The organism is Anabaena sp. FACHB-1391 (assembly GCF_014696755.1).
Classification (GTDB): domain Bacteria; phylum Cyanobacteriota; class Cyanobacteriia; order Cyanobacteriales; family Nostocaceae; genus Dolichospermum; species Dolichospermum planctonicum.
Genome location: NZ_JACJQS010000035.1, coordinates 1 through 22415 on the forward strand (window position 1 = coordinate 1; position 22415 = coordinate 22415).

At 37.1% G+C, this 22415-nt stretch carries 24 protein-coding genes; 10 read left to right on the forward strand and 14 right to left on the reverse strand.

The features are described from left to right. Both H6F62_RS15645 and H6F62_RS15650 read left to right on the forward strand, forming a co-directional pair. The coding region (locus H6F62_RS15645; protein ID WP_242026032.1) for a DUF4351 domain-containing protein at positions 1–344 on the forward strand (344 nt) is incomplete at its 5' end. Between the two features lie 25 nt (positions 345–369). Beyond that, positions 370–492 (forward strand): Rpn family recombination-promoting nuclease/putative transposase, encoded by a 123-nt coding sequence (locus H6F62_RS15650; protein WP_236097207.1) that lies wholly within the window; start codon positions 370–372, stop codon positions 490–492. A 22-nt stretch (positions 493–514) separates the two neighbouring features. Here H6F62_RS15650 and H6F62_RS21055 read toward each other — a convergent pair whose 3' ends face one another. From H6F62_RS21055 to H6F62_RS15670, 4 genes are all read right to left on the reverse strand, one after another. Then, positions 515–2026, reverse strand: a complete 1512-nt coding sequence (locus tag H6F62_RS21055) for a serine/threonine-protein kinase (protein WP_242026034.1) — start codon at positions 2024–2026, stop codon at positions 515–517. Between the two features lie 96 nt (positions 2027–2122). After that, positions 2123–2869 carry a creatininase family protein gene (locus H6F62_RS15660; protein ID WP_190372448.1) on the reverse strand — a complete coding sequence of 249 codons (747 nt, stop codon included), beginning with the start codon at positions 2867–2869 and terminating at the stop codon, positions 2123–2125. A gap of 150 nt (positions 2870–3019) precedes the next feature. Continuing rightward, positions 3020–3238 carry a DUF2839 domain-containing protein gene (locus H6F62_RS15665; protein ID WP_137909371.1) on the reverse strand — a complete coding sequence of 73 codons (219 nt, stop codon included), beginning with the start codon at positions 3236–3238 and terminating at the stop codon, positions 3020–3022. A gap of 81 nt (positions 3239–3319) precedes the next feature. Beyond that, positions 3320–4879, reverse strand: coding sequence for an ATP-dependent DNA helicase (locus H6F62_RS15670; RefSeq protein ID WP_137909372.1), 1560 nt, complete (start codon positions 4877–4879; stop codon positions 3320–3322). Positions 4880–5012: 133 nt separating this feature from the next. On the opposite strand from H6F62_RS15670, the gene H6F62_RS15675 reads away from it, so the two are divergent. Continuing rightward, positions 5013–5966: a M48 family metallopeptidase gene (locus H6F62_RS15675; RefSeq protein WP_137909373.1), complete on the forward strand. Its 954-nt coding sequence runs from the start codon at positions 5013–5015 to the stop codon at positions 5964–5966. Between the two features lie 61 nt (positions 5967–6027). Here the strand turns inward: H6F62_RS15675 and H6F62_RS15680 are convergent, their stop codons facing one another. Then, positions 6028–6954, reverse strand: a complete 927-nt coding sequence (locus H6F62_RS15680) for an AAA family ATPase (protein WP_190372449.1) — start codon at positions 6952–6954, stop codon at positions 6028–6030. Positions 6955–7296: 342 nt separating this feature from the next. Between H6F62_RS15680 and H6F62_RS15685 the strand changes: the two genes are divergently transcribed. Next, positions 7297–7701, forward strand: a complete 405-nt coding sequence (locus H6F62_RS15685) for a hypothetical protein (RefSeq protein ID WP_190372450.1) — start codon at positions 7297–7299, stop codon at positions 7699–7701. Positions 7702–8003: 302 nt separating this feature from the next. Continuing rightward, entirely contained in the window at positions 8004–9377 is a 1374-nt protein-coding gene (locus H6F62_RS15690; RefSeq protein WP_190372451.1) for a glycosyltransferase family 39 protein, read from the forward strand. Positions 9378–9418: 41 nt separating this feature from the next. Here the strand turns inward: H6F62_RS15690 and H6F62_RS15695 are convergent, their stop codons facing one another. From H6F62_RS15695 to H6F62_RS15715, 5 genes are all read right to left on the reverse strand, one after another. Beyond that, positions 9419–10219, reverse strand: coding sequence for a PhzF family phenazine biosynthesis protein (locus tag H6F62_RS15695; RefSeq protein ID WP_137909377.1), 801 nt, complete (start codon positions 10217–10219; stop codon positions 9419–9421). A gap of 66 nt (positions 10220–10285) precedes the next feature. Next, positions 10286–11908 (reverse strand): radical SAM protein, encoded by a 1623-nt coding sequence (locus tag H6F62_RS15700; protein WP_190372452.1) that lies wholly within the window; start codon positions 11906–11908, stop codon positions 10286–10288. Positions 11909–11937: 29 nt separating this feature from the next. Then, complete coding sequence (locus tag H6F62_RS15705; protein ID WP_137909379.1) at positions 11938–12192, reverse strand: SemiSWEET transporter; 255 nt, start codon at positions 12190–12192, stop codon at positions 11938–11940. Positions 12193–12283: 91 nt separating this feature from the next. Then, the gene (gene radC / locus H6F62_RS15710) at positions 12284–13015 is read right to left on the reverse strand and encodes a DNA repair protein RadC (RefSeq protein WP_137909380.1); all 732 of its coding nucleotides are present in this window, start codon (positions 13013–13015) and stop codon (positions 12284–12286) included. Between the two features lie 177 nt (positions 13016–13192). Beyond that, positions 13193–14131 carry a phosphoribulokinase gene (locus H6F62_RS15715; RefSeq protein ID WP_190372453.1) on the reverse strand — a complete coding sequence of 313 codons (939 nt, stop codon included), beginning with the start codon at positions 14129–14131 and terminating at the stop codon, positions 13193–13195. Between the two features lie 586 nt (positions 14132–14717). On the opposite strand from H6F62_RS15715, the gene H6F62_RS15720 reads away from it, so the two are divergent. Continuing rightward, the gene (locus tag H6F62_RS15720; protein WP_190372454.1) at positions 14718–16433 is read left to right on the forward strand and encodes a bifunctional serine/threonine-protein kinase/formylglycine-generating enzyme family protein; all 1716 of its coding nucleotides are present in this window, start codon (positions 14718–14720) and stop codon (positions 16431–16433) included. Between the two features lie 301 nt (positions 16434–16734). Here the strand turns inward: H6F62_RS15720 and H6F62_RS15725 are convergent, their stop codons facing one another. Together H6F62_RS15725 and H6F62_RS15730 are read right to left on the reverse strand one after the other, a co-directional pair. Then, positions 16735–17034: a HigA family addiction module antitoxin gene (locus H6F62_RS15725; RefSeq protein WP_096670912.1), complete on the reverse strand. Its 300-nt coding sequence runs from the start codon at positions 17032–17034 to the stop codon at positions 16735–16737. Between the two features lie 16 nt (positions 17035–17050). After that, positions 17051–17344: a type II toxin-antitoxin system RelE/ParE family toxin gene (locus H6F62_RS15730; RefSeq protein WP_137909383.1), complete on the reverse strand. Its 294-nt coding sequence runs from the start codon at positions 17342–17344 to the stop codon at positions 17051–17053. 248 nt (positions 17345–17592) lie between these two features. On the opposite strand from H6F62_RS15730, the gene H6F62_RS15735 reads away from it, so the two are divergent. The 4 genes from H6F62_RS15735 to H6F62_RS15750 all read left to right on the forward strand — a co-directional run bounded on the left by H6F62_RS15735 (position 17593) and on the right by H6F62_RS15750 (position 19319). Beyond that, entirely contained in the window at positions 17593–18255 is a 663-nt protein-coding gene (locus H6F62_RS15735; protein ID WP_137909384.1) for a class I SAM-dependent methyltransferase, read from the forward strand. A gap of 13 nt (positions 18256–18268) precedes the next feature. After that, complete coding sequence (locus H6F62_RS15740) at positions 18269–18694, forward strand: DUF29 family protein (protein ID WP_190372455.1); 426 nt, start codon at positions 18269–18271, stop codon at positions 18692–18694. A gap of 81 nt (positions 18695–18775) precedes the next feature. Then, positions 18776–18994, forward strand: coding sequence for a DUF433 domain-containing protein (locus H6F62_RS15745; protein WP_028082764.1), 219 nt, complete (start codon positions 18776–18778; stop codon positions 18992–18994). 1 nt (position 18995) lies between these two features. Further along, complete coding sequence (locus H6F62_RS15750; RefSeq protein ID WP_028082763.1) at positions 18996–19319, forward strand: DUF5615 family PIN-like protein; 324 nt, start codon at positions 18996–18998, stop codon at positions 19317–19319. A 159-nt stretch (positions 19320–19478) separates the two neighbouring features. On the opposite strand, the gene H6F62_RS15755 is transcribed toward H6F62_RS15750, so the two are convergent. Both H6F62_RS15755 and H6F62_RS15760 read right to left on the reverse strand, forming a co-directional pair. After that, a complete protein-coding gene (locus tag H6F62_RS15755; RefSeq protein ID WP_190372456.1) occupies positions 19479–20837 on the reverse strand; it encodes a (Fe-S)-binding protein in 1359 nt (452 codons plus the stop codon). A 63-nt stretch (positions 20838–20900) separates the two neighbouring features. Continuing rightward, positions 20901–22187: an FAD-binding oxidoreductase gene (locus H6F62_RS15760; RefSeq protein WP_137909387.1), complete on the reverse strand. Its 1287-nt coding sequence runs from the start codon at positions 22185–22187 to the stop codon at positions 20901–20903. Positions 22188–22415 lie beyond the last annotated feature (228 nt).

Here is a 22415-nt window from a genome sequence, read left to right on the forward strand (position 1 = left end):
TTTTATTGTCCAAGTTTTCACAATTAAGCCGTCAGGAGATAGAAGCAATGTTTTTAGTGAGTGATATTAAGCAAACAAGGGTCTATCAAGAAGCAAAGCAGGAGGGGAGACAGGAAGGTAGACAGGAAGGTAGACAGGAAGGTAGACAGGAAGGTAGACAGAATGGTGAGATGATTTTATTGATACGTCAGTTATCGAAAAGATTTGGAAAATTAAAAGATATTTACATCGAAAATATCAACAGTTTAAACATAGAACAACTGGAAAATCTGGGAGAAGCATTATTAGATTTTACAGATATTAATGACTTGGAAAGATGGTTAAATTCACAAAGAAACCAGTAATTCAGAAATATAAAAAGTGGGAATAATGCACACAGACACGATATTTTACCAAATCTTTCTCACTTTTCACACCCTATTATCTGAAATTCTGGGAGAACCTACAGAAAATGCTAAAGATTATCAATTTACCCTAAAATTCTACACCTAAAATTCTACAATTATGGGGCGTGTTATAACTTACAAGTCTCAACGCGAGAGAAGATTAACATATATACCAATATATAGATATACTTCTTATTATACATACGTGGGAAGCTTCCGAATTGCACTTTTTGTGCTTGGTTATCAAAAGTAATATCTTGGTAGTAGAACCATTGTCCTCCTCTTCTCCAACCTACTTTGTCTCCAAAAGCTTCCCAAATTTTCTTGTCGTAGCTTCTAGTTCCACCTAAGCTTTGATAAATCTTTCTCTGAACAGAAAACCCGAATTTTCCATTACTGTATTTTACCCACAACTGGTCAATAATGCGAAGGTCTTCACAGGAAAAATTATCAATACTACTAGTATTTAACCAACCTTCCTGTTCCCGCTTCGCAACTGCTAATATTACTCGCAAAGTTTCCTTGTCTGCTTCCTGCCATTTCCTTGCTGCAAGTAAGTCACGCAGTTTTCTGTAGTCCATTCCAGAGGATGATTTTAATTTTAGCTTTTGATTTATAGGTTGGGAAGTAAAATTTTGACCAGTTAAAATTTGTCTCACCTTAGACAAGAAAGAGGAAATACGTTCTGGTTGAGGTGTGGGGATATTTTGCTGCTGTCTTTGCTGTACCGGAACGGGAGGATAATAAATCGGTGGTGGTGTGGGAATATTTGCTACAGGTTCAACCAAACGTGGTGTGGGAATATTCGCAACAGGTTCAACCAACAAACCTAACAACTCCCGAAACTCCCGTACAGTTTGAGGACGGTTTATAAATTCTAACTCCATTCCTTTAATAATAGCAGCATTTACCTGATCGCTAATCTGTTGATTATATTTTTTCGGTGGTGGTAAAAGTACATCATATTCAGCGCGATAATTAGAGGGAATAGGAACTCTGGTAGTTAATAAGGTGTACAAAGTCGCGGCTAGAGCATAAACATCTGTATAATAACCAAAATGTCCCTGACGTTGATATTGTTCTATAGGTGCGTAACCTTCCGTTTTCACCTCTGTCATGCTTCTAATGTTACCAGGTTTAAATTCCCGCGCTAACCCAAAATCAATTAAAACTGCTTCATTGCTTTTAGGTCGCAACAAAATATTACTCGGTTTGATATCTCTGTGTAAAAGTCCTCGTTCATGAATACATTCTAAAGCTTGTCCCACTTGGTCAATATAGCGCAAAGCTTCCGTTTCTGACAAATAGCCATTTTCATTTAGATAAGCCCGTAAATTACACCCGTCAATATATTCCATGACAATAGCCCAAAGTCCATTTTCGACAAAATTGTCGTAGACTCTGACAACATGGGGATGATAGCATTTTGATAGATCTAATGCTTCTTTGCGAAACTTCTTTTGTCTTTTCGCAAAATCTGGTTTTTCTTGTTGTTCGCGGTTGAGGGTTTTGATCACAACCAACCTATTTTCTTCCGTATCTAGTGCTAAATAGGTTTCACCAAAGCCACCAGTGCCGATGACCTTTTTAATTATATACTGTCCATTCTGTAGTGGTGTGTGAGGTATCCAGGCTTGCATAATATTGAGAATCAGGATGTATATAATGAATTTGTATCATCCTCATCTCATCTTAACTTCTCTTTGTTTTTTAAGCACATCTGCGTGAGAAAAAACCTATTCCTCCTTGACAAACTCCAAATATCCCTGACTCAGTTCCTCCACAGATAAATCATAAAATAGTTTACCATGTTCTGGCGTTGCTAAATCTGGATTTGAACCCATACGACCATCTGGATAACGAGAACGAAAATCAATAGCACTATAAATTTTATGTCCACCAGCAACCTCTGGAGCAAGAAATGCTTTTTTAACTGCTTCTGGATAAACATATTGAGTAACAGCTACTTCACTAGGGGTAGCATGAGAACCTTCTTGATCACCATACAATTCTTTGGCGAGTTTGTAAACCGAACCAGCCATAAACCAATTAGCAATTTGACATTTAACTTTGGCAAAATTAGGAATTTGTAGGTCTTCTAAATGAGCATAAGTTTCCGAAAAAGCAGCTTTGAGAGTCGCAATATTTCCCCCATGTCCATTGATAAAATAAAACTTGGTAAAACCAGCTTTTACTAAACAGGTTAAATAATCTTTAACTACTAAGATTAAAGTGCTAGGACGTAAACTAATTGTTCCCGGAAAAGCTGTATGATGTAAAGCCATTCCCACATTAATTGTTGGTCCAACCATTGCTTGAGTTGCTTCCCCTACACCCTTTGATATAGATTCTGCACAAATTGCATCTGTACCAATTAGTCCTGTTGGTCCGTGTTGTTCTGTTGAACCAATGGGTAAAATAATCCCTGGAGATCGTTGTAAATAAGTTTCAACCTCCGGCCAAGTGCTTAAATGTAAGAGCATTTTTTATGAAAAATTAAGGATTTTACAACTAAATTATCATCGTCCCCAGAATCCCGACTTCTGAAATATATTCATACTATAATTATCTTTACTAATTAATTATAATATAAAACATAATCTAAAAAAGAAGTCGGGGATCTCATTTGTAAATTAACCAACAATTTCCCACCAGCCAAAACCAGGCCCAATAAATCTGATTGTGATCCAGACAACAACCATAGTACCAATACCTATCCATGCACCACGAGTAGTGATAGCTACAAATTGTGAAGCTTGAGTTTTAGTAATGGGAATCCAAGGTAATATTCTAGCAGTATTTTGTCCGTATTCCTCTCCTAGTGAATTTTTACGGCGTTTTGCTTCACCCATAATTTTATTATTGACTTTGTTGACAAGTTCAATTTAGATTTTAATAGAAATCAGTCATGAGTTGATGATTATCGCCATTAATTAAGTAGAATCATCTTCATTATTGCTGGAAAATAAACTAGGATCAAGGTAGTTTAAACGTGCTAGGGGACTCAGAGAAGAGAGAATTTGCGCTCCATAACTGCGGTTAACAACACGAGTATCTAATAAAGCCACAATACCTTGATTTTCGCGTACAGGTGCGATCGCTCTTTGTAATTCGTTCATGGCTTTTGGTAATAAGTATAAACGAAACCAGTCTTGATGCGATCGCTTGTAATGAGCTACTCTACCGGCTACCAAGGGATTTTCTAAAGATGGTAAAGGTAAAGTGGCAATAATTAACAATCTGGGTGCTGGTAAAACACTTTGATTTTCGCGCCAAAATTCCCAACCAGTAATCAAAATCCCATTTTCATCTAAACAAGTCTTTTCCACCTGCACCCGTGAACCAAATTCGGAGGCCAAAATTGCTCCTACCCTAGCCTTTAGTGGCACGTCCCCTACCAATATTACCGTCATTCCTGGGGCTGTGGCACTCAAACATACTAAAGTACGAACTTGATGAATTAAAGCTCCTTGAAATTCTGGTGTATTTGGTAAAGGTAACTTATAAGGAACATAAAGTTGAATTGCTTCTCCTTGACTATCAGCAGCAAATTTTAAACAGGTAACATCTTCTAAACCCAACCGTTGACGGAAAAGGGGTGCTTCCGTTTCTAGTTCTAAAGCGCTACCAATTAATACTACAGGTTGACGCTGCCAAATTGGTGCAATGATTTTACTTAATTCTATAGGAGCATAATGTAAAGAAAATAAGCCTTGACGACGGGCAATAGTCGCCCAAAACAGGGGAAAGTCAGAGGGAGAATTCAGGGAAGAATCTCGTAAATTGGGGATTTTTTGCCAAAAATTCCGCCAAGAGTCGGGAAGATGATTTGGCTCTAAAGACAAGTATAAACGTTGTAAAATTTCTATTTCTGACTGAGAAATTAGATAACAGTGATAGGGATTTTCCGGGCGCTGAAATAATTGATGTGTCAGTTGTATCTTAGCTTCCCGAATTAACTCAACTTGATATGGATAAGCAAGCATCAACTGATCCCAATCCTGGGGTTGAATAGTTTCAGTTAACTGAAAACGCACCCAATCTTCTAAATCGTCAACACCATCAATAATTGTGGGAATATGAGCAGGAAAGGGATTGTCATGAGCCAATTGTCCCTTCAACCAAGCAGCGGGGGAAATCAATAGTAAACCGTGAAAATCGGGACTTGGCCAAATATCCCCGGTTCTAATGGATTTATTCGCTGGTAGCCACTGCTGGAGTCGGGGAATTTCTACCTTTAACAACCGTTGCTGTACGGTTTCCGAGGCGACAATAATTACAGAACCATGCCACATTAAAGCAGAGGCGATAAAACTGGTGCGATATCGCCCTTGGTGTCCACAAACCGCCCCAACTTGAATTAAAGCGCTGCGTCCCAAACGCAAAGCGCGTGCTACCAACCTAGCCATGGTTAAATGATGAGGCCAAGAAGGGAAACCCGCCTGCGATCGCAGGAAGTTATGTAATGATAAATGAACTTCTGCTTCAATCACGCGCTTTATATTCCATAACAAGTGTTTTTTTTTGGAACTACCTCATGAACATGATCAAGTCAAGAGGGAATAGAAATTCCTAACCACGGACAACGGACAACGGACAACTCACAACCAACTTATTATCTAAATTATGCCAACTTATACAGGAATTTCCAGTGCAGCCTTCAGACATCCATTAGATATTCAAGCAGAACAAGCTTTACGCAGTTTACCGGGCTTTGACTTAATCGCTCGTAAATTTGTAGAATTTGTCTATGAACGCCCTCAACTTGTTTATTTAATGGGTAACTCCATACAAGTCGGACCCCGGCAATATTCTACTATTTACCAGATTTTCCGGGAATGTGTCCGGGATTTGGACATTAGCGGTGAACCGACATTATTTATTGCCCAAGATGCTCAAGTCAATAGTTACGCACTAGGACAAGACAACCCATACATAGTCGTTAACACTGGGTTACTAGAGTTACTCAATGAGTCGGAACTGCGGACGGTGTTGGCTCATGAACTAGGCCATATTAAATGCGGTCATACTATTTTAATCCAAATGGCGATGTGGGCGATGAATGCCGCTTCTGTCCTGGGTGAATTAACCTTGGGTTTAGGTAATTTTGTCAGTCAAGCCTTGATTTATGCCTTTTTTGAGTGGCGACGCAAAGCTGAGTTATCGGCTGATAGGGCGGCTTTATTGGTCATGGATGATTTAAATCCAGTCATGTCATCTATGATGAAACTTTCTGGAGGTAGTAACAAATATGCCCATGAATGTAGTTTACAGGAATTTATTCAGCAGTCAGAAAAATATCAAGCACTAGATGATGACGGGCTGAATCAAGTATATAAGTTTTTAATCTACAATGGCGCCCAGGGAATGATGTTAAGTCATCCTTTTCCTGTGGAGCGGTTGCACTATTTACGCAGTTGGGCAGTATCAGAAGAATACCAGGAAATCAGAAAAGGTAACTATGAATATTCTGCTGCTGGCTCAGTCAATGTTACACCAAAAACACGTGAGAATGAAGCGGAAAGATTACGCAAGCAAATTGAAGAACTACAACAAGAAATCAACAAAATGAAAAAATAAACCACAAGATCCAAACTCTCATATCCCGGACTTCTTAAAGAAGTCCGGGATGTGAATTAAATTAACTTTCAGTTTCACAATCAGGAACACCTTCTCTAAACACTCGACTAGCGAGAATATCTGCTGCTTCAATGGTAATTAAATCCTGTTTTTCTAACAGTTTACCACTACTTAATAAACGATTGGCTTGACGTAAACGCGCTCTATCTATGGCATTACGGACACTTCTAGCATTAGCAAAATGGGGCATGGTCTTCCGTTTAATTAAATATTCGCGGAAGGCTTTTTCCGCATCAGGACTAAAGCAATAATTTTGCGCTTTGACTATAGATTGGGCAATTATCATTAAATTATCCACACCATAATCATTAAATTCAATATGTAGTCCAATGCGAGAATTCATCCCCGGATTACTATGAAAAAACCTTTCCATGTGGTCCTTATAACCGGCAAGAATGACAACCAAATCATCACGTTGGTTTTCCATTACCTGCATGAGAATTTCTATGGCTTCTAAACCAAAATCTCCGGGATAATCTGGACGGTATAAAGTATAGGCTTCATCAACTAACAAAACGCCGCCCATGGCATTATTTAATACTTCTCTAGTTTTTGGTGCAGTTTGCCCCATACCTTGTCCAACTAAATCATCTCGCGTCACTAACATGACATTTTCCTTACGGATATATTCCAGACGGTAGAGAATTTCCGCCATACGCATTGCTACAGTCGTCTTACCCATACCCGGATTACCTAGAAATGTCATGTGTAGACTGGGCGCACCTGCATTTAATCCTAAGCTTTTACGAATCCGGTCAACCAACAACAAGTCCGCCATTTCTCTAATCTTATTTTTGACGGACTTTAACCCGACTAACTCCTGGTCTAACTTATCGAGAATTTCCTGAATATGAGACTCTTGAAAAGCTGCTTCTAAATCTATTCCCTCATTTTGACCTGTTTGTTTTTCTAATAACTGTTCTGTCATGACTATCACCTTTGCTAATGAATTTTATGATAGCCTGGGGTCGGGAAATATAAAAGAACATAATATTTATATGTCTGATATGTTTTTCTTTATTATCAATTTCTGAATTTAGTCATAGAGAAAACATTATCCATTTTACCTCACCCCCAATATAGAAATAGCTTAATTTTCTTGTCTGTCTCTTGAAATTAGGATTTATGCTGTTCTCTACTAGTAAATATGTTCTGTCAAAAATCAATACTTTTGCATCTCTAGCACGTAGTCACCAAAAATAGAAAAATTATCTAATGCTATTCCTGTAGCTAGAATTGGATTTAAGCTGTTATTAACATTAAAATCAACATGATTAGTAAATTGACACAACGGTTATTGACTTTGGCGCTTGTCTTTGTTTTGGCGTTTTTCTTATGGGAAATTCCTTTCGCTTCTGCAAATCACTATTTTACTAACTCTGGGGAAATTAAGGATAATATCGAATTATCTAAAAATGATTTTACTCCCCAAGAAAACCAAGCATTACAAGCTATTCGTCAGCGACGAAATAAAGAAATTGCCAGAATTTTAAATTCATCTCAACGTCAGTTACTTATCCATAAATTACACAATGGTAATAATATTGATCAAGCTTTAAACTCATTAAATCTAAGTTCTGAACAACGAGAATTAGTAAATTCTATAAATGTATTCACTAATTTGAAATTGAAAGGAATTTTTTCCCGTCATGCTTTACTTGACAGTCACAAATAAAGTCAGATCTGGAAAATTGTAAATTATGCCAGTTGTGAGAAATTTCATATTTCTGCGACTGGTAATTAAATAGATATACAGCGGTTTCCAATCTGATGAAGTACAAAGTTGAATCATGAAACTCTTGTGGTGCGGGCATCTTGACCGCTAGATATGTACCTCATAACAGCGGGAAGTGCTGTAAATCTCTTAGATATCTAATAACAGTTGTATATTATCAATATTTATGCAAAATGGCGTATTGATAAAACTTAGGAGGATTATAATAGCCCTAGCTAGTATTAATAATAGAGATTATCAAAGTGCTAAATTCAATTTCACCATTTTTCACAAGTTTATTTGCTGGGAAAGATTATTTTTTTTGTACGCTCATTACCATATTAGGTGCTGCAATTAGAATCTATAATTATGATCAAATTCCTGTACATAATTGGACTGCTGACGAGTATGCTTTTGCTTGGAGTGGAATGAGTTTGATTAAAGATCATGTACCCACAAGTTGGTCTTGGTTAAAAGCTTATAGATATATTCCCACAGTTGACTGGAAAAATGCAACTTATCAATTAGTAACTCCCTGGTTAGATCATCCTCCGTTATTTAGTTTAATTGTTGGTAGCGCAGCAATTTTAGCAGGAGCAAATACTTTTTATGATTGCACTTTAACATCCATAAGAATACCATCTTTAATATTTGGTATTTTCGCTATTCCTCTATTTTATAGATTAAGTTTAAAACTATGTAACACTCAGATTGCGATCATCTCCACTTTAATTTTTGCAACAAATCCTAATACTGTTTTTCTTTCCAGATTAGCAGTTAGTGAAAATCTAATTCTTTTTTTAAGTTTAGTCACTTTACTTTGTTTTTTAAAATATTGCGACTCTAGTAACTCTACTTATCTTTATATTTCAGCTTTTTTAGCTGGGATAGCATCTTTAGCCAAAATTACGGGCTTTTTTCTTGTACCTGTGCTTTGTTTACTGCTAATTTATCGTCATAAATTGCGAGAAAGTTTAGTAGTTTTTGTGATTGGTTTATTATTATTATCTATCTATTTTATTTATGGTAGTATTTATGATTTTGAACTCTTTATAAAAATTCTACAATCCCATACAGAGCGTTTTGATAATTTTCTATTATTTAAAGAAATCATCTTAAAACCTGTATTTTTTGAAGATGGTTGGTTAACTTTTAGTTGGCTAGTTTTGATTGCGGTTTTTAGATCATATCAGGCTAATATCAAATATCAAATTATTTATATTCCCATTATTGTCTATTCATTTATTCTCTTATTTACTGGATCACAAAGCCATTTTTATGCTTGGTATCTAATTCCATATTTTCCTTTTCTATTTTTAGCGTTAGGAATATTTTGGGAGGATTTTATCAGCCACCCAGATTTTCTTAATGCTTGTTTAATCAGTATTTTTATAGTCGGGTGGAGTTTCAATTACAGTCTACAATATGGATTAGGTAAGTTTTGGCTAGAATTATCAATGACAAAGTATTTATTTATAGGATGTATTTGTTTATTAATTACACCTTTTTTAATTCATTCTTTAATTCAATCTCAACGAACAAAGTTTTTTGCTAGTGTGGTTGCGCTGTTGACCATGATTATTTTATTTTTGGGAAATATGAATATCATTTACTCTTATGCGGATAAAATCTCATGATCTCAAGCCTTAGTTAAATAATTAATCCTTAATTAGAGAGTTTAATCTAGAGTTAATTCTCCTCGCATAACTGTTACAGCTTGTCCAGAAATAAAAACGCGGTTTTTTCCTGGATAATACACTTTTACCACTCCACCCCGACGAGAAGCTTGATAGGCTAAAAACCGATCTTTTCCCAATTTATCCCGCCAAAATGGTGCTAAACAACAATGTGCTGCACCTGTTACCGGGTCTTCATTAATCCCTAAACCGGGAGCAAAAAAGCGGGAGACAAAATCATATTCTGAGTCGGAATTAGCGATGCTAGTGACGATAATATCAGCTTTAGGTAAAGTTTTCATCTGTTGGAAGTTCGGCTGCATTTCTCTAACTAATTGTTCAGATTCCACTTCAACTAAATAACCGAGAGAATTTTCAAAAACAGATTTATAAGTCACTCCTAAAACTTGACTTAATTCTGGAGGTGCTGGTACAGTTTGAGAGAGATTTACCGGAAAATCCAACTGAATCCAATCATTTTCGAGTTTAGCTATTAATATACCACTTTTTGTATAGAAATGAGCCTCTTGATTTAATAATAAATGTCCTTGAGACCATAATACATGAGCGCTGGCTAAAGTGGCGTGTCCACAGAGAGGAACTTCTACTGTTGGTGTAAACCAGCGCAAATTAAAACCGTCATTTTGTTTGACCACAAAAGCGGTTTCTGATAAATTCATTTCTTCAGCGATATTTTGCATCCATAACTCAGATTTGGGACTATCTAAAACACAGACAGCCGCAGGATTTCCCGTGAATGGACTATTAGTAAAAGCGTCAACTTGAGTAATAATTTGGTTCATTTTCAGTCAGGAGGTAGAAATTTCTAAATCTATCTAAATCTAGATTGTATATAGTATCTGTGTACATTATTGATGATTTAATTCTGAGTTTGTGGCCTCTGCTAAATGCTTAATTAATGTAGACTGAGGTAGTGGTCCTTGCAAGTGATTCCAAGGTAAAATTTGCTCAGTTGACCAATTACTATAAACGTAAAAATCTAAGTCGGGAATTTGTCCTTTTAGTTGTTTAAAAGCGCGTTTGTAGCTGCCCAAAGAGTCCCCAAAATCACGGGTTAATTCTAATAATTGGCAAAGTCGGCGATCGCCTCTGGACAACAAAGCTTGTATAATTGACCAATTATAGCTTTCTGGTCGAAATTCTATACCTTGGGGCTTGAGTTTCTTTTGTAATAATTGCAACCGCTTTTCCGATAGTTTATTAACTCCCAACCATTGAAATGGCGTATGAGACTTGGGAACAAATGTACTACATCCTAGTGTTAAACGCAATCCAGGCGCAGCTTTTTTAACATCTTCCATCATTTTTACAGTTGCGTCTACATCCTCTGCTGCTTCCCCTGGAATTCCCACCATTCCATAGAGTTTCAAACTAGATAAACCACCAGCTTTTGCATTAATAGCCGCTTGCATAATTTCCTGATTATACAGTTTTTTATTAACAATTTTACGGACTTTTTCAGAACCACTTTCCACAGCAATTGTCAATGACCTTGTATCTCGCTTCACCAAAGTTTCAGCTAATTTAACTGTAACTGTATTGGTTCTCACAGAAGCGACACTTAATCTAACATCATCATATTTAGGCTGACTAATATAATCTAATAATTCAGTAAATTCTGGATGTTGGGTGACAGAAGCCCCCAATAAACCCAAGCGGTTAGTAACTTTTAAACCCCGTTCAATTCCCGGAATTAAAGAAGTTTCTAAACTCGCAGTTCTAAAAGGTAAAGTTAAATAACTAGCCAAACAAAAGCGGCACATTTCTGGACAACTTCGCACCACTTCCACCATATAAATATTTTCCCAAGCGGCTTTTTCCGTCACCACAGTAGAAGCAGAAAGAGTATTTCCTCGATAAGTTTGCTTTTGAATAATTGGCGGAATTTCCGAATCAATAGGATTAATTGATTTTATTGCCCCATCTGGTGTAATATATTCTACTACATATAAACTAGGAATATAAATTCCTGGGACTTGAGATAAAGTTTTTAATTGAGTTTTTCTATCAGCATTTCTGACTTTTTTAAAAGTATCTATAAAATCACCAAGCAGATTTTCACCATCTCCCAATAAAATGATATCAAAAAAATCAGCATAGGGTTCTGGGTTAGCCGTCAAAACTGGTCCACCACCAAAAATTAGCGGATGATTTTGATCACGAGAATTAGCCCGAATAGGGATTTCCAAAGATTCCAGAAGATGAAAAATATTCACATAATCTAATTCCCAGGACATAGAAAAACCTAATAATTCTGGATATCTAGGAAGTGGTTCATGGATATCAGTAAATAAACGACTTACCTGTAAATCATCACGGGTAGCCAAAGTCGCCCACACCACCTGATAACCCAGACTAGTTATCCCCACAGTGTACTCATTAGGAAAAGCGAAAATCACGGGAATAGAGTCATTATTGGGAGTTGCGGGGGTAAAAAGAAGACGTTCTGAGTCAAATAAAGATGATGTCACAGTGTTTTAGTAGTAAAGTTATTTAAAAGTTATCTATATTTAATTTTAAGCCATAGAATAATCAAATTAAAAAATAATGTCACCCCGTTAGCCATAATAATTGGTAAAGCCCCGATAATGATGCCATAAATTAACCACAAACACAACCCACTCATAAAAATAATTAACATCACAAAAGAAACATCTTTCGCTGATTTTGTCAGCCAAATTTGGAACATTTGCGGTAAAAAAGCGATCGTAGTTAATACACCTGCGACCAATCCTAAAATAGTGATAAAATCCATCTTTAAAAATTCTCCTTTCTCTCTTCCTCTGGGGTCTGTGTGCCTCTGCGTGAGACAAGTTCATGATTTCATACACCAAGGAATCCTATGATCAATCAACCTGAGAACAATTATCCCACAAAGTAGTAATTTCTCGTAAACTTTGATGATTGCCATTACCTAAAATTAAATGATCTAAAATAGGAATAGCTAGGAGTTCCGCACCAGCCAATAATTGACGAGTCAATTCTATATCTGCTTCACTGGGTTCTAAACTTCCAGAAGGATGATTATGGGCTACTATTACCCGTGTAGCACCTTGACGAATCACTTCTCGAAAAATATCACGGGGACAGGCTAAAGTTTCCGTCGCAGTCCCAATAGTAATTACCTTTGTTCCTAATAACTTATTTTTGACATCTAATAACAGCACTGCAAATCGTTCTTGATTTTGCCACATCAGGTCTTGACTAAGCGCGGCAGCGGCAGACATAGGACTATCAATAACTGTCCCGTCGGAGGGACGGGATAAAAAAGCACGTTTACCCAATTCAATTGCAGCCAAGATAGTCGTCGCTTTAGCAGGTCCCACACCTGGTATTTCCATCAACTCAGCGGGGGTGACATCTCGTAAAGCGGCTAAGGGATCACACTGTCCTTTACCCAAGTGCTGTAATATATATTGCCCTAAACCGACCGCTGATAGTTTACCAGGTCCTTGACCAGTACCCAGTAGAATAGCGATTAATTCCGCTGTGGCTAAAATTTTCGGTCCATGAGTCATTAATCTTTCACGGGGGCGTTCATTTTCAGGCAAGTCGGCTATTCTGAGACAATAAGTCATACCAATTTGAGATTTGATATCTTCCTGGTTTGATACTCCAACCCAGCAACACCAGTTTTCGGAACTAAGTTCAGGGAAAATTTATCCATCTTCATCTGCGTTTATCTGCGTTTATCTGCGTTTAATAAAACTATGAAAATGCACCTTTTAAACTCACCTCAAATTATGCGAAATTCCTTATTGATAAATCTGCGTAGCTTTGAGCATATGGTAAGTAATAATTAATTGAGTCAGAGCAAGGGGGTAACTTTGCAGAGTTTCTCCAGTTGTACCGGCAATTTTACCCAATTCTGGATTAACTTCCCGATCGCAAACATTCTTTAAATAGGGCATATCTGCACACATAATCTGTTCGATTTTATTCACCTGCTCCAAAGTTGCATGACCATCAACTTCTAAAACATCCACTGGTTTTCCCATATCTCTATCCAGTCCCAAACGGATAGCTGACTGGGAATCACCACGGCCAGCGTGAATAATTTCCGTAAAATCCGGGTGAGGAATAGAAGGACGTAGCATCAACCGCACATTTAGATGTCCATTAGTTTCATCTATTTCATTATTAGGTGGATAGAAACTAACAACAATATCTGACCATTGACGCTGAGGACGAATATACGCTTCTGAGTCTGGTTCGCGTTTATCTAATTCCGCTAATACCTGTTCTGGAGTATATCCCCGCTTTTGAGTATCCCGTTTTACCTTCCAATTAGCGCGGATTGGTTCAGGAGGTGCGAGGTAAACTTTAACATCATAAGCATCACGAGCGATCCGAGTAGAATAACCTAGTAAGCCTTCAATAATGACAAATTTACTGGGTTTGATATATTGCGGTGGTTCAAAAGTCCCTGTTTTGTGGCTATAAACTGGTTTCAGAATGGGTTGTCCTGTTCGTAGCAGCGATAAATGTTGCTGCATAATATCCAAATAGTTACAATCAGGATGTAATGCTGTAATACCAATCTCTGCCCGTTGTATGCGATCGTAACGGTGATAATCATCCGTACAGATCATAGTCACATTTTCAGGACCGAGTACCTGCGCGATACCTCTAGTCAGGGTTGTTTTTCCAGCAGCGCTATCACCGACAATACCAAGAATAATGGGACGACTCATAAATACCCCCCTCTGATGCAAGCGAGTTTACAGAATAATCTTTAATTTTAAAGGGCAAATTAACACTTTTTTCAGAAATTTCGATCACCGTAACATCTCTACATATATTCCCTGTGGTGTTGCTGATTAATGTAATGATTTTTTTCACCCACAGACGCAGAGAGTGAATTTAATTTTGTCCGACTACTTAAGTGCGTCAGATGCAGGGAATTTGTTTTTTTACTAAGTTATCGAGGGTGACGCACCCTACGCACTGATTCTCACAATTTAATCTATTAAGACTTGACAAATTTCAAAGGCTAGGCTATATTTATGTTATGAGTGGAAAAGTGTGCGCCCATATATATAGACTTTTCAACCACCAATATAATTATTTTCCTCTTTATCCTGTAAATCCTCAAATCCTGGACAATTTAATCTATATAAGACTTGACAAATTTCAAAGGCTAGGCTATATTTATGTTATGGGTGGAAAAGTGTGCGCCCATATATATAGACTTTTCAACCACCAATATAATTATATTCCTCTTTATCCTGTAAATCCTCAAATCCTGGACATCCTGATTCAGACAACTTAAATTTTATTATGGCTTATTTTACCCCAGGGCAACTACTCAAAAAAGGACAATACGAAATTATTGATACTCTAGGACAGGGAGGATTTGGTATTACCTATTTAGCGCAAGATCATAAACGCAAAAAAGAAGTCGCTATCAAATGCCTCAACGTCTCCTTTTTGAAACAACGCTATCGAGATAAATATGGGAATACAGAAGGTTTTGGAGAATTTTTAGCAGCAGAACAGGACAAGTTTAACACCGAAGCGATGGTCTTAGCTACCTTTGATCATCCTCACATTGTCAAAGTGTATCCTGAACTGTTTCAAGAAAATGGTTTATCTTGTATGGTGATGGAATATGTCAAAGGCAAAAATTTAGAACAATATTTATACGCGAATGGTGTTTTTAGTGAAAGTGCAGGTTTAGGAATTATTAAAGGCATTGGAGAAGCTTTAAGTTATATTCATAGTCGTAATTATCTGCATCGAGATATTAAACCTGCGAATATTTTACTGCGAGAATCTGACAATCAAGCCATATTAATTGATTTTGGTTTAGCTAGAGAAGTCAATTTTGCGGAATTGATGAGTTTAACAAATGCCAAAACTCCGGTTTTTGCACCACCAGAACAATTTGAAAACAGAAGTAATTTCACTCCAGCTTTAGATATCTATGCTTTAGCTGCCACATTATATGTAATTATCGCCGTTCATGAACCTCCTTTTATTCCTCTGCCTAGTCCTTATCTCAATGCTAAGATCATGCTAGATATGAAAATGGCGATTAAACCACCGCAAAAATACAATTCTCAAATTAGTCAAAAGGTAAATGATGCTATTCTCAAGGGAATGGAGTTAGATTATCAAAACCGTCCTCAGTCTATTACAGAATGGTTTAAATATTTAGGTATTCAATCACAAAATAATCATCTCAAAACTTTCACTTTTGAAGTTGTCACAACTAACAATAAAGGAAGCATTATCAACAAACGCAACCACTCAGCAAATTACTTTGTGGAAGATTTAGGAAATGGGGTGAAGTTGGAAATGGTGGAAATACCCCCAGGGACATTTTACATGGGTTCACCGGAAAATGAAAAGGGAAGATCCGATAATGAAAGTCCCCAACATCAAGTTAATGTTCCCAGCTTCTTTATCGGTAAATATCCTTTGACTCAAGCACAATATCAAGCTATCATGGGAAACAACCCTGCTTGCTTCACAGGTAATAATCGCCCTGTTGAATGTGTGACTTGGGATGATGCAGTGGCATTTTGTCAAAAGTTAAGCCAAAAAACAGGTAAAAACTATAAGTTGCCCAGTGAGGCACAATGGGAGTATGCTTGTAGAGCGGGAACAACCACACCTTTTTATTTTGGTGAAAGCATTACCTCAGATTTGGTAAACTATGATGGTGAGTATGCCTACGCTGCTGCACCAAAAGGAAAATATCGAGGACAAACCACAGATGTAGGAACTTTTCCCCCTAATGCTTTTGGTTTGTATGATATGCACGGGAATGTGTGGGAATGGTGCGAAGATGATTGGCAGGAAAATTATATAAACGCGCCTGTAAATGGTAGTGCTTTGATTAGTCGAAGCGATTATAAACTGCTGCGCGGTGGTTCGTGGTACTACGATCCTGACTATTGCCGTTCTGCTTTTCGCGGCAACAGCATCCTCGGCGACCTCAGCAGCGCTGTTGGTTTTCGGGTTGTATGTAGTGGTGCGGCGAGGACTTAGTAGCCCTTTATACTCTTGCTCTTTTGCCCTCTGCTCTTTTTTCTTTTCCCTTACCCCGCCGTTAGGCGGAATTTTTTTTAGATAAATACTGGATGTGGAAACCTTATATATATGGGCGCATACTTTTCCACCCATAACCTAAGCATAGTCGAAACTGAGAACTTTGTCAAGGGGTAAAATTGTCTGAATCAGGATATCCAGGATTTAAGGATTTGCAGGATGTTGTTGGATGATTTTTGGTGGGAAGTTGGGATTTTTCAGGATGTTGTTGGATGATTGTTTGTGGGGATTTTGGGGATGATTAAGCGACAAAAGGATTAATTGTATTCAGAAATTCTGCTTCTGCTTGTTGAGCATAATATAGATCCCAGCGAACTTGTAAATTCATCCAGAAATCAACAGATATGCCAAAAAACCTGGATAACCGCAGTGCTAAACTGGGTGTGATATGCTGTTTACCTGCGATTAAATCTACAATTTGCTGTTCTGTAACACCTATAGACTCAGCTATTTTTTGGGGTGTTAAACCTTTATGGATCATAAACTCTTCTAATAACATTTCTCCAGGATGGGTAGGAGGACGATGGGTTGGGATTTTCATAAATGTGATTAATACCTCAATGATAATCTACAATTTCCACGGCATCTGCCCCTAATTCTCGCCAAAAAAAGCAAATTCGATATTGATCATTAATGCGAATACTATACTGACCTTCTCTATCACCTTTTAATGCTTCTAGACAATTACCTGGGGGAATTTTTAAATCTTCTAGGCTTGTAACTGAGTCTAATTGATCTAGTTTACGAACTGTACGCTTCCAAAGGGATGAGGGACAGGTTTTTCGAGCAGCTTTAGAATCTTTACCATCGAAAATGTCTTGTGTACCCAAGTTCTTGAAAGCATGAATCATTTATAAACGTTGGTTTTACTGCTTTGAATAATTTGATAAATAAAAACCCTATATATATGGGCGCACACTTTTCCACTCATAACATAAGCATAGTCGAAACTGAGAACTTTGTCAATAAATAATTTTTTAAAGCCTGTTTAAAAAATTCCGCTTTAAAAGAGAATTTAGGGGTTGACATTTGATTTTAAATTTGTTATGATGATTTCGATAAGGAAGAACTATCATAAAATAATTAATAAATATAAATCATGTCAAAACAAACCCTGGGACTAGAACAAAACCTATATAATTATTTACTTTCAGTTTCCCTGCGAGAAGCGGAAATTTTAACCCAACTGCGTCGGGAAACCGCTCAAATGCCAATGTCCCAAATGCAAATATCACCGGAACAGGGACAATTTATGGCTTTGTTAATTAAACTCTTAGGAGCAAAAAAGACACTAGATATAGGTGTATTTACTGGCTATAGTTCCCTAGTCGTGGCTTTGTCCTTACCCGCAGATGGAAAAATCGTCGCTTGTGATGTCAGTGAAGAGTATACAAGTATAGCCCGTCGTTATTGGCAAGCAGCGGGAGTAGCTGATAAAATTGATTTGCATATTGCACCAGCTTTAGAAACATTAGATCATTTATTGACAGTAGGAGAAGCAGGGACATTTGATTTTGCGTTTATTGATGCTGATAAGGGTAACTATGAGAATTATTACGAGCATTGTCTTAAATTAATTCGTAGTGGTGGACTAATTGCCATTGATAATGTACTGTGGTCAGGTAAAGTAGCAGATCCAGAAATACAGGATAATCAAACTCATAAAATTCGGGTTTTTAATCGCAAATTACACCAAGATTCCCGAATTACCATAAGTTTAGTTCCCATAGCAGACGGATTAACCTTAGCGATAAAAAATTAGGAAAATCAAGCCCATGGAAGAACTACTTACCCTCAAAGAACTTCTACACCAAGGTAATATCACAGAAGCCTTGTTAATTGTCGAAGAATTAGAAGAAATGAGCAAATCTGATAAACTGAATAAAATATTTAGCTATGGCATCATTTTACTTTTACACCTAATTAAACAAACTGCTGAAAATCGCACCACTAGGTCTTGGAATCTTTCTATTCGCAACTCTGTCAAGCAAATTCAACGCAGTAATTCTCGTGAAAAAGCAAAAGAAACTTATATGAGTGAAACAGAATTAGCAGCAACTCTAGAAGATGCTTATGATTTAGCATTAGAAAAAGCAGCCATTGAAGCTTTTGAAGGTCAATATGAAGCAGAAGAATTAAACCAATTAGTCGAACGACAAGAGATCATAAACAAGGCCATGAATTTAATTTGGGAACGATAATTGACAGGATAAATAAAATCACCAACTTCTTTTTTATAGCTAAACTAGAAATATAACTTGAAAATATCAAATACAATTACAATGTCTAATCATCCTTCAGTTATAAGTGTCTCCTCTGAAATTATGAGTGGTACTCCTGTTTTTACAGGAACAAGAGTTCCTATACAAACACTCTTAGATTATTTAACAGCAGGAGATTCAATAGATGATTTTTTAGATGGTTTTCCCACTGTCACTAGAGAACAAGTCATTACATTTTTAGAAGAAGCAGGAAAACAAATGATTAACAAGGTAGCTTAGGATGAAACTGCTTCTAGATGAGTGTATTGACCGCAGGTTAACTAAGGAATTTGTAGGTTATAAAATCAAAACAGTTCCCCAAATGGGATGGGCAGGAACTAAAAATGGTAAACTACTGGCTTTAGTAGAACAAGAATTTGATGTTTTTATTACGGTTGATAGAAATTTATCTTTTCAGCAAAATTTGTCTCAGTTTAATATTGCTGTAGTTGTTTTACAAGCATCTTCTAATAGACTAATTGATTTGAAACCTTTAGTTCCCAAGATTGTAGATATTTTATCTACTTTAGTAAAAGGTCAAGCTGTAGTTGTTAGTCTTGAATGATTAGGAACAATGAAGATATCACCCTCAATACGCTTCGGATCAGATTAATAATTGACAGTATTCTCAATAACGGAACGCAATCATAAATCCTTTAGAATTACAAAAATTGGGATTTTTGGTTAACCGAATCGTATTAAGGAATATGGGTCTTATAACTTTCTAAATCTCCAATTTCTCACCCCGAATAGCATAATCTAATAATTCCATAGGGTGCATAATAGAAATAGTTTTACCTGGTAAATCTGGTAAATATTTACTAATTTGCAAACTACAACCAGGGTTAGGAGAAGCAATTAAATCAGCACCCGTATTTAATAAATTTTGGGCTTTTTGTTTACCTAATTCTTCCGCAACTTCCGGTTGTAACATATTATAAACACCCGCACTACCACAACACAAAGCTGCGTCTATGGGTTCTTTTAAAGTTACTCCTGGAATTTGTTTTAACAGTTGACGAGGTTGGACACTAATTTTCTGACCATGTAATAAATGACAAGCATCCTGATAAACTAAAGTCAGATTTTTCTCAGTCAGAGGTGAAAGTTTAGCAGTTAAACCGATATTAGCTAAAAACTCCTGTGAGTCTTTTACTTTCGCAGCAAATATTTTTGCTTTTTCTGCATATTCTGGATCATCTGCTAAAATATGACCATATTCCTTCAAAGTATGACCACAACCAGCAGCATTGATAATCACAAAATCTACATTAGTATCAGCAAAACTATTAATCATTTGTCTGGCTAAAGTTTTCGCTTGTTCCGTTTGTCCCTGGTGTTCGGGAAGCGCCGCACAACAACCCTGAGACTTAGGAATTACCACCTCACAACCATTAGCAGTTAAAACTCTAACAGTTGCTTCATTGACAGGAGAGAAAAACAGCCTTTGTACACATCCTAAAATAACACCAACGCGATATCTTTTTTCACCCTGAGCGGGGATAATATCTGGTAAACTATTCTGAAAAGATTTAAGAGTAATTTCCGGTAAAATAGATTCCATAGCAGCTAACCGGGGAGATATAGCCTTAATTAAACCAGTTGCTTGTAATAACTTAGAAATCCCTAACTTTTGATAAACTAATAAAGGAAAAAGTAAAATTCTTAAAAGATCAGGATTAGGAAACAGAGAAAAAATCAATTGTCGAATTAACTTATCAGGTAAACTGCGATGATAATTTCTTTCTACTTGATGTCTAGTAGCCGAAATCAACTTATCATACTGCACACCAGAAGGACAAGTAGAGACACAAGCTAGACAACCCAAACAAGAATCAAAATGTTCAACAGTAGCGGTATTTAAAGCAATTTCCCCCTCATTAATAGCATCCATTAAATAGATACGTCCTCTAGGAGAATCCATTTCCTTTCCTAATACCCGATAACTAGGACAAGTAGACAGACAAAAACCACAATGAACACAACTATCAATTAACTTAGGATCTGGTGGATGATTACCATCAAAACCCTGTAAATTCTTAATACTAGCAGTATTATGCACCAAACCTTCCGAAACTTGCATTTATATTTCTCCCCTCTTAACCTCTGTTACCTCTGTGCCTCTGCGGTTCGTGATCCTGAAATCTTAAATCCCACCCACAAAGCGACCGGGACTCAAAATCAAATTACCATCAAATTGTTGTTTAATACCTAGCATTACCTCCAAGCCATTACCATTATAACCCCAAACATCAAACCTTTCCTTTAACTCAACAGGTGCGGATAAAATAGTTAAAAAACCAGAATTGGCTTGACATAAATTCCGCACAGGTAAAATCTGGTCTTGATTTTCCAGACGCACCAAACCCAAACCACTGCTAACATGAATTAAACCAATATTTATTTGATTGATAATCTCCACCGCAGCAGTTGGTAACACTCCTATTTTACAAGTAATTGTAGATTCTGTGAGATGATCATATATTTTGTTTGGTAATTGTTGCCATAAATTAGACTCCTCAACTCCTTGATAAATCACCCCTTCTAAACCTAACTTTTCACCAATTGCTAAAAGTCGTTTCGATTGTTCTTCGACACTTTCATGAATACTTTGAAACCGGGTAATTAAACCTATTCCCGTTCCCAAAGCTAAATTAGTCACCAACTTACTTGATAATAAATCAACTTGAGTTGGTGTTAACTCTGAATTTTGTAAAATTCTCACTGCTGAAGATATGGCTTCAGGTTTACCAGTTAATAGCACCGTTCCCGAAGTTTCAGGGATGGGATAAACTCGCAAAGTGACTTGAGTGATAATACCTAAAGTACCGTAAGCACCAGTAAATAACTTCATTAAATCATAACCCGCCACATTCTTGACAACTCGTCCCCCGGCTTTAGCGATTTCTCCATCAGCGCGGATAAAAGTTATACCTAAAAGTTGGTCACGCACACCACCATAACGTTGACGCAGAGAACCTGTATCAGCAGTAGCAACAATACCACCAATGGTAGCTGATTCTGGGAAGGCTGGATCTAAGGCTAAAGTTTGTCCAGATTTTCCTAAAATTTCCTGAATTTCGGCAAATTTCATTCCTGCTTCCACGGTAACAGTTAAATCACCTACAGCGTGTTCTATGAGTTGGTTAATACGTTCGGTACTAACAATAATATCAATATTTTTAGCCAAACCACCCCAATTAATTTTACTACCGCTACCACAGGCGAGAACACGCCATTGATGGCGGTTTGCGGTGGTGATAACTGCGGCTAATTCCGCCTGGCTATGGGGATAAACGACGCAAATGGGATAACTTTTAGAGTCTATACTCTGTTGTAGATTCTGCTTTTGGGTGGGGGCGAGATTTTCCCAGGAGATAACAGCATTTTCAGTGCTGAGAATAGAAGTTAGGGTAGATACTATGGTATTCATCAGTTTACTTTTTATGTCCTTATTATCAATTTGACCGAAAAAAATCGGATACAAACCCCGGCCACTTCGGCAACTGTCACAGTCAGCTTGCTAAACTGCTCAGTGCATCCCATTACACAACCACATTGGCAACTGTGTGTCCTGGTAGATAGGGTTTTTTTGTGGGTTTGGCATCCTTGTCTGTCCGAATACTATATACTACTTGAGTATACTATAACTCGGTGTAAG

Excerpts from the sequence above, each read along its gene's own strand:
- H6F62_RS15685 (WP_190372450.1), top strand. The coding sequence starts at position 7,297 with ATGATTAGTAAATTGACACAACGGTTATTGACTTTGGCGCTTGTCTTT.
- H6F62_RS15665 (WP_137909371.1), bottom strand. The coding sequence starts at position 3,238 with ATGGGTGAAGCAAAACGCCGTAAAAATTCACTAGGAGAGGAATACGGA.
- H6F62_RS15750 (WP_028082763.1), top strand. The coding sequence starts at position 18,996 with ATGAAACTGCTTCTAGATGAGTGTATTGACCGCAGGTTAACTAAGGAA.
- H6F62_RS15695 (WP_137909377.1), bottom strand. The coding sequence starts at position 10,219 with ATGAACCAAATTATTACTCAAGTTGACGCTTTTACTAATAGTCCATTC.
- H6F62_RS15660 (WP_190372448.1), bottom strand. The coding sequence starts at position 2,869 with ATGCTCTTACATTTAAGCACTTGGCCGGAGGTTGAAACTTATTTACAA.
- H6F62_RS15650 (WP_236097207.1), top strand. The coding sequence starts at position 370 with ATGCACACAGACACGATATTTTACCAAATCTTTCTCACTTTTCACACC.
- H6F62_RS15735 (WP_137909384.1), top strand. The coding sequence starts at position 17,593 with ATGTCAAAACAAACCCTGGGACTAGAACAAAACCTATATAATTATTTA.
- H6F62_RS15715 (WP_190372453.1), bottom strand. The coding sequence starts at position 14,131 with ATGAGTCGTCCCATTATTCTTGGTATTGTCGGTGATAGCGCTGCTGGA.
- H6F62_RS15760 (WP_137909387.1), bottom strand. The coding sequence starts at position 22,187 with ATGAATACCATAGTATCTACCCTAACTTCTATTCTCAGCACTGAAAAT.
- H6F62_RS15745 (WP_028082764.1), top strand. The coding sequence starts at position 18,776 with ATGTCTAATCATCCTTCAGTTATAAGTGTCTCCTCTGAAATTATGAGT.
- H6F62_RS15755 (WP_190372456.1), bottom strand. The coding sequence starts at position 20,837 with ATGCAAGTTTCGGAAGGTTTGGTGCATAATACTGCTAGTATTAAGAAT.
- H6F62_RS15730 (WP_137909383.1), bottom strand. The coding sequence starts at position 17,344 with ATGATTCATGCTTTCAAGAACTTGGGTACACAAGACATTTTCGATGGT.
- H6F62_RS15720 (WP_190372454.1), top strand. The coding sequence starts at position 14,718 with ATGGCTTATTTTACCCCAGGGCAACTACTCAAAAAAGGACAATACGAA.
- H6F62_RS15680 (WP_190372449.1), bottom strand. The coding sequence starts at position 6,954 with ATGACAGAACAGTTATTAGAAAAACAAACAGGTCAAAATGAGGGAATA.
- H6F62_RS15705 (WP_137909379.1), bottom strand. The coding sequence starts at position 12,192 with ATGGATTTTATCACTATTTTAGGATTGGTCGCAGGTGTATTAACTACG.
- H6F62_RS15740 (WP_190372455.1), top strand. The coding sequence starts at position 18,269 with ATGGAAGAACTACTTACCCTCAAAGAACTTCTACACCAAGGTAATATC.
- H6F62_RS15725 (WP_096670912.1), bottom strand. The coding sequence starts at position 17,034 with ATGAAAATCCCAACCCATCGTCCTCCTACCCATCCTGGAGAAATGTTA.
- H6F62_RS21055 (WP_242026034.1), bottom strand. The coding sequence starts at position 2,026 with ATGCAAGCCTGGATACCTCACACACCACTACAGAATGGACAGTATATA.
- radC (WP_137909380.1), bottom strand. The coding sequence starts at position 13,015 with ATGACTTATTGTCTCAGAATAGCCGACTTGCCTGAAAATGAACGCCCC.
- H6F62_RS15675 (WP_137909373.1), top strand. The coding sequence starts at position 5,013 with ATGCCAACTTATACAGGAATTTCCAGTGCAGCCTTCAGACATCCATTA.